Genomic DNA, 4,016 nt, shown 5'->3' with positions numbered 1-4,016 from the left:
GTATAAAATGTAGCAAATGATCCTAAATGGAATCCCGCAAGAAAGCTACGATTGGAACTATTGGGTAAAGTGGTGTAAGGTATTTTAAATCTGCTTGTTCTACTTGTTGATTTATATGCCCCTCCCCCCATATTTTTTTGTATGTGGTAACTAGATTTCATTCGGGACTTTTAATCATTAGTGGGGGTGAAAAACATACTCGGTTTATTTTGTTGTGAACTGAGTATGTAAAGGAAAAACKAACTATRACTAAATACCTTAKAATGTTTATTAACMTAGTGAAGGAAAYGYGATTCTTTCACTAKGTTAATAATTTTTTTTTAGTWAAAWATTCTGAAAAAGTATATCGTTTTTTCTTTTTATTGAAAAAAATTAGAATTTTAAAACGATATTTATGAATAATAATTCACATAATCTTTCTAGCAAACTAGTAAGAAGAAAGGTACAATGATAGGAGTCGCGCCTTTAAAATAATTGATATAATGGAGTTTGGTTTATGATGAAAAAGTTAAAATATATTTTTATTTTCGGTATTATATTTGCTGTCGTGTTTTTTTTCGAGAAAGATAAAATTATGAAAAAGGCACAAGAATTTCGGTTAGACCTTTTCTCTGAGATGAAAGAAAGTGCAATGATTACAGAGGTTCCGTTTATTAGACAGTTACCTGAATTACCTAGAGGTTGTGAAGTGACAAGTTTAACTATGCTACTACAACATAAAGGTGTACAAGTAGATAAGATGCAACTTGCTAGTGAAATTCATCGCGTTCCATTTAAACAAGATGGTTTGCATGGAAATCCGTATGAGGGATTCGTTGGAAATATTTACACGAAAGCTGAGCTGGGATACGGTGTATATAATCAACCGATTTTTAATTTAGCAGAAAAGTATGTTCCTGAAAAAGTAATTAATTTAACGGGTAGAGACGTGCAAGATCTATATAAAGTAATTAGTTCTGGTTCTCCAGTATGGGTAATTATTAATACAACGTTTAAACCATTAGCCGAAAGTAGTTTTGAAACATGGAATACGAGTTCAGGTRAAGTGAAAATTACATATTATGAGCATAGTGTTGTAGTAATTGGATATGATCAAAACTTTGTATACGTAAATGATCCTCTTGCAAACAATCCACGAAAAGCTGTTCCTCGTGCTGAATTTGAAAAGGCATGGGAGCAAATGGGGAAACAAGCAATTACTATTTTATAAAATGAAAAGTCATCTTGAGATGGCTTTTTCTTTTTGAGTATTCGTTATAGAAAATTCTGAAAATTCTTTCAGAAGTTAACGATTCACGCTATAATAACATTTAACTTGGTAAAGAAGGGGAGAAGAGAAATGGATGTCGCAAAGGAACTTGTTTTATCAAAGAATCAGTTGATTGAGTGGAGAAGGCATTTTCATAAGTATCCAGAGTTATCTTTTCAAGAGGAAAAAACATCTCAATTTGTATTCGACATACTTCGGGAAATCCCGTATTTAGAAGTCTCAAGGCCTACTAAATATAGTGTAATGGCAAGGTTAATTGGTAAGCAGCCTGGTAAAACTATCGCGGTTCGTGCTGATATGGATGCTCTTCCTATTCATGAAGAAAATAAGTTTGATTTTATTTCWAYATATCCAGGTGTGATGCATGCGTGTGGTCACGATGGTCACATGGCRATATTRCTTGGTGTAGTACATAAGTTGGTAGAGGAAAGAGAGAAAGTTAAAGGAGAGATTCGCTTTTTATTTCAACATGCAGAAGAAAACTTTCCGGGYGGTGCAGAGGAAATGGTCGCAGCGGGAGTGATGRCAGGTGTGGATTACATTATTGGTGCTCAYCTTTGGGCGTCGTTAGAAGTTGGGAAAGTAGGGGTGATTTATGGTTCGGCGATGGCAGCACCGGACGTTTTTAAAATTAAGATAGAGGGAAAAGGTGGGCATGCTGGAATCCCGCATGAAACAGTTGATAGTATCGCCATTGGTGCGCAAGTAGTTTCGCAAATTCAGCAAATTGTATCTCGCCTCACGAATCCGTTAGATTCTCTCGTAGTATCTGTTACGCAATTTCACGCTGGGACAACTCATAATGTTATCCCGGAACAAGCGGAGATTGAAGGGACAGTGAGAAGTTTAAGGCATGAATTAAGAGAAGAAACAAAGAAGAAGCTTGAAAGGATTGTAAAACATATTACAGAATCCTACGGTGCTAAGTATACATTTTCTTATGAATATGGATATCGCCCAGTTGTGAACGATTATGAAGTTACAGAGCTTATTGAACATACAGCATTACAGCTGTATGGAAGAGAAAGAGTTGTTCGTTTACAGCCAACGATGGCAGGAGAAGATTTTTCAGCATTTTTACAAAAGGCACCAGGGACGTTCTTTTTTATAGGGGCAGGAAATGAAGAGAAGGGAATTATATATCCGCATCATCACCCTCGTTTTACAATTGACGAAGACGCATTACCAATTGGAGTGGAAGTCTTTGTATCATCTATTATGAATTTTATAAGTAAAGGAGAAYGAGATGAAAAAAATACACGTGCTAGCACTTATTCCAGTTCTTTGTTTAGTAGTTGGACCAGTATTTGCAAATTCGGTCACTCCTTACGTATTGGGGATGCCATTTTTACTATTTTGGGTACTATTATCAGTGCTCATTACGTCTCTTTGTATGGGTCTTGTGTACGTATTCGATCCTGCTAATAAGGGGGACGTAAAATGACTGCATTATTTATCATTATTATATTTTTGTTTCTCGCACTATTTTTAGGAATTCGGGCACAACATGGAAAAGATATGAATTTAGAACAATGGTCAGTTGGAGGAAGAGGATTTGGAACTATTTTCGTTTTTCTCCTTATGGCAGGGGAAATTTATACGACGTTCACATTTTTAGGAGGAAGTGGCTGGGCTTATAGTAAAGGAGCTCCTACATTTTATATTTTAGGGTATGGTGCATTAGCTTATATTTTATCGTATTTCTTATTGCCTCCAATTTGGAAGTATGCAAAAGAACATAACCTCATTTCACAATCAGATTTCTTTGCGAAGAAATACAGGAGTAAGACGCTTGGGGTAATTGTTTCAATTATTGGTGTTATTTCGATTATCCCGTATCTTGTTTTGCAATTAAAGGGATTAGGAATCATCGTTTCGGAAGCTTCCTATGGAAGAGTGACACCTGTTATTGCGGTATGGATTGGTGCTATTGTTATAACTATTTATGTAATGGTTTCAGGTATACATGGATCGGCTTGGACAGCTGCTTTGAAGGACATTATGATACTATTTATCGTTATGTTTTTAGGTATATATTTACCGTATCACTATTACGGAGGATTTCAACCGATGTTTGAAGCTGTAGAAGCTGCAAAACCAGGTTTTTTATCTTTACCTGAAAAGGGAATGAGTATTTCTTGGTTTGTTTCTACTATTATATTAACGGCTCTCGGTTTTTATATGTGGCCTCATACATTTGCCTCAGCTTTCTCTGCAAAAAATGAAAAAGTATTTCGTAAAAATGCGGCAATCATGCCACTGTACTCTTTAGTTTTGCTTTTCGTATTCTTTGCAGGGTTTGCTGCTATCYTGCAAGTTCCAGGRTTAAAGGGAGCAGATGTAGATCTTTCATTATTCCGTCTKGCTTTACAAACGTTTGATCCTTGGTTTATCGGAATTATTGGTAGTGCTGGGGTATTAACGGCATTAGTTCCAGCATCTATGCTTGTTATGGCCGCTTCTACATTGTTAGCGAAAAATATTTATCGTACGATGGTCCCATCTGCTTCAGATAGACAAGTTGCTAAAGCTGCAAAATTATTTGTGCCTGTAGTAACGCTCGTAGCAGTATTGTTTACATTTAAAGGAGGAGAAACAATAGGGGCWCTTCTTTTAATGGGATACAGTATAGTKACRCAACTTTTCCCTGCGCTTGTATGTAGTTTGTTTCCTCGGCAAATTATTACGAAGCAAGGAGCGATTGCAGGGATGGGGATTGGGCTGTTAGTTGTTGCATATATCACCT

3 protein-coding genes and 1 pseudogene are annotated in these 4,016 nt (G+C 36.2%); all 4 read left to right on the top strand.

What is annotated here, in order from left to right; all coding sequences use genetic code 11:
* The first annotated feature begins 499 nt into the window (after positions 1-499).
* Positions 500-1,210: a C39 family peptidase gene (locus AC1DJR_RS20025; protein ID WP_477003341.1), complete on the top strand. Its 711-nt coding sequence runs from the start codon at positions 500-502 to the stop codon at positions 1,208-1,210.
* Positions 1,211-1,339: 129 nt separating this feature from the next.
* Positions 1,340-2,512 (top strand): annotated as a pseudogene (locus AC1DJR_RS20020) (amidohydrolase); the annotation flags it as partial.
* A gap of 4 nt (positions 2,513-2,516) precedes the next feature.
* The gene (locus AC1DJR_RS20015) at positions 2,517-2,714 is read left to right on the top strand and encodes a DUF3311 domain-containing protein (RefSeq protein WP_002134449.1); all 198 of its coding nucleotides are present in this window, start codon (positions 2,517-2,519) and stop codon (positions 2,712-2,714) included.
* Positions 2,711-4,016 (top strand): sodium:solute symporter family protein (locus AC1DJR_RS20010; RefSeq protein ID WP_477003340.1); only part of this gene is annotated, 1,306 nt, incomplete at its 3' end. The genes AC1DJR_RS20015 and AC1DJR_RS20010, both read left to right, overlap by 4 nt.

The organism is Bacillus sp. 05T31 (assembly GCF_056396725.1).
The sequence above is the reverse complement of the archived record's forward strand: the minus strand, read 5'-3'. Positions and strand labels throughout refer to the sequence as shown.